The 3,147-nt window shown below is 69.2% G+C and carries 3 protein-coding genes; all 3 read left to right on the top strand.

Annotated elements, in window-relative coordinates:
* On the top strand, nucleotides 1–580 hold a 580-nt coding region (locus DBR36_RS05365), incomplete at its 5' end, for a M20/M25/M40 family metallo-hydrolase (RefSeq protein ID WP_146185240.1).
* Nucleotides 581–688: 108 nt separating this feature from the next.
* Nucleotides 689–1,714: a LacI family DNA-binding transcriptional regulator gene (locus tag DBR36_RS05370; protein WP_108317905.1), complete on the top strand. Its 1,026-nt coding sequence runs from the start codon at nucleotides 689–691 to the stop codon at nucleotides 1,712–1,714.
* Nucleotides 1,715–2,040: 326 nt separating this feature from the next.
* A complete protein-coding gene (gene chvE / locus DBR36_RS05375) occupies nucleotides 2,041–3,144 on the top strand; it encodes a multiple monosaccharide ABC transporter substrate-binding protein (protein WP_108317906.1) in 1,104 nt (367 codons plus the stop codon).
* Nucleotides 3,145–3,147 lie beyond the last annotated feature (3 nt).

Genomic DNA, 3,147 nt, shown 5'->3' on the forward strand with positions numbered 1-3,147 from the left:
CGCCACCGCGGCCGCCCACACGGCTCCGGCGCTGGGCGCTGTCCTGCGCAACGCGGCGGTGACGGCTCCCGTGCTGACGCGGGTGTTCGCCGCGCTCGGCCCCGAGACCAACGCCCTCGTGCGCACGACTGCGGTGGTCACGCGGCTCGAGGGGTCTCCGGCCGACAACGTGCTGGCCACCACGGCGCGCGCGAGCGTGAACGTGCGTCTGCTCACGGGCGACACCCTCTCCGACGCCGCGATCCACCTGCGCCGGGCGATCGCCGATCCGCTCGTCGACATCGAGCTGCGCCGCGGAGACGATCCCTCTCCCGTGTCGCCCTGGCGTGGGAGTGCGTGGCGCCGACTGTCGGCGGCGGTGTCGTCCACCCTCGGTGATGATGTCGTCGCGCTGCCTTACCTGCAGCTGGGGGCGAGCGACAGCCGGTTCTACACGGGCCTGACGGATGCCGTCTACCGCTTCGCCCCGTTCCACCTCACTCGTGCGGAACGCGACGCCCTGCACGCGCCCGACGAGCGGATCCGCGTCGACGTCTGGCTCCGCGGCATCCGCTTCTACCGCGCCCTGCTGGAGTCCTGAGCCGCCTCACCGGCCGCGTCCGCCACCCGGGGTGAGCGGATCGCGACGCGTCGGTTATCCTCGTGTGACCGGTCACGCAACAGCGCGCGACCCGCAATGAGGCGGACAATGAGCGACACCGACATCCCGGAGGCGAGCGGGCGCGCCCCGAGCATCCGCGACGTCGCGCGGCTGGCGGGAGTGTCGTACCAGACGGTCTCGCGCGTGATCAACAACAGCCCGCAGCTGCGCCCCGAGACGGCCGAGAAGGTCCGCTCGGCGATCGCCGAACTCAAGTTCGTGCCGAATCAGGCGGCGCGGGCCCTGGCGACGAGCCGGTCCCGGCTGATCGGCGTGCTGGGTCCGCGGATGACGACGCACGGCACCTCGGCGATGGTGCAGGCGATCGAGTCCGCCGCGCGGACGGCGGGATACCGGCTGACGCTGACGAACCTCGCCACGAGCGCGCCCGACGACGTGCGGGCCTCGATCGACCACCTGATGCAGCAATCCGTCGAGGGGCTCATCGCGGTCGCGCCGCAGACGAGGGTCGTGCCGATCCTCGAGGAACTGAAGCTCCCGGTGCCCGTGCAGACGGTGTCGTCGACGGGCACCTCGACCTCGCACAACGACCAGACGGCCGGGGCGCGCGCCGCGGTGCGCCACCTCATCGAGCTCGGGCATACGCGCATCCTTCACATCGCCGGCCCCCGTGACTGGGTCGAGGCCGATCACCGCATGCGCGGCTATCTCGCCGAGATGGACGCCCACGACCTGTCGCCGCGTCCACCGGTGCTGGGGGACTGGACGGCGCACTTCGGCTTCGAGGCCGGTCTCGAGCTGCTGCGGACCGAGGATGCCACGGCGGTGTTCGCCGGGAACGACCATATGGCGCTCGGGTTCATGCATGCCGTTCGGGCCATAGGTCGATCCGTCCCCGAGGACATCTCGGTGGTCGGTTTCGACGACGTGCCCGAGTCGGCCCACCTGTGGCCGCCGCTGACGACGGTCCGTCAGGATTTCGCGGGCATCGGCACGCGCGCGGTGACCGACCTGCTGTCCGCCCTCGGGGTGAGCGTCGACGAGGACCCCGCGGCGCAGCCCGGTCACCTGCGTCTCATCGTGCGCTCGTCGACCGCGCCGCCGCGCGCGTGAAGATCTCCCGAACGTCACGTTTGCGCAACGGCTGCATTCGCGACACGCAGGGACTTGACAGGTCCGCCGCAGGGCGGGGTAGCATCACACACACAATGTGAACGGTCACATGACCGGTCGCACAGGCCGACGGGACTCGCTGCGGAGCGAATCCGTCGAGACGAAGAGGTTTCGAACGACGCGGGGTGTCCCGCCTCGCCGGACGGCTTCGTTTCGCCCCGTCGACATGCGCGCCCGATCTGCGCCGGACGCCTCTAGCGGTGGGCTCCATGGGGAGAGACCGCGCCACATACCCAACGGAGGGAACCAGAGTGAAGAAGCACAGCATGCTCAAGGCGGTCGCGGGAGCGGGCGTCCTCGCGCTCGGCATCGGCCTCGCCGGTTGCGCGGGAGACCGCACCGGCGCCGGCAGCGGTGACTCGCAGGAAGCCGGCGGCACCATCGGTGTCGCGATGCCGACGCAGCAGTCGGAGCGGTGGATCGCCGACGGCAACAACGTCAAGTCGCAGCTCGAGGAGCTCGGCTACCAGGTCGACCTGCAGTACGCCAACGACGACATCCCCACCCAGGTCTCGCAGATCGAGAACATGATCACCACGGGTGCCAAGGCCCTGATCATCGCCTCGATCGACGGCACCACGCTCACCGACGTGCTGCAGCAGGCCAAGGACGCGAACATCCCCGTCATCGCGTACGACCGCCTGATCAACGGCACCGCGAACGTCGACTACTACACGACGTTCGACAACTACAAGGTGGGCGTGCAGCAGGCCACCTCGCTCCTGACCGGCCTGGGCGTCCTCGACGCCTCGGGCAAGGACACCGGCGCCGCCGGCCCGTTCAACGTCGAGCTGTTCGCCGGTAGCCCCGACGACAACAACGCCACCTTCTTCTGGAAGGGCGCGATCGACACGCTCCAGCCGTACCTCGACAAGGGCACGCTGGTCGTCCCCTCGGGTCAGACCGAGTTCGGCCAGGCCGCGATCCTGCGCTGGCTGCCCGAGACCGCGCAGAAGCGCATGGAGAACATCCTCACCGTCATCGGCGGCACCAAGCTGCAGGGTGTCCTCTCGCCCTACGACGGCCTGTCGATCGGCATCATCTCGGCCCTCACCTCGGGCGGCTACTCGGCCGACGCCCTGCCCGTCATCACGGGTCAGGACGCCGAGGTCGGCTCGATCAAGTCGATCATCGCGGGTGAGCAGTACTCGACGATCTTCAAGGACACGCGCGAGCTCGCCAAGCAGGCCGTGACCATGGTCGACGACATCCGCAAGGGCGAGCAGCCCGAGGTCAACGACACCGAGACGTACGACAACGGCGAGAAGGTCGTCCCCTCGTACCTGCTCGAGTCGACCATCGTGACGAAGGACAACTACAAGGAGATCCTCGTCGACAGCGGTTACTACACCGAGGCCGACCTGGGTTGATCC

Origin of the sequence: Microbacterium sp. HMWF026 (assembly GCF_003061325.1) — a bacterium.
Lineage (GTDB): Bacteria > Actinomycetota > Actinomycetes > Actinomycetales > Microbacteriaceae > Microbacterium > Microbacterium testaceum_E.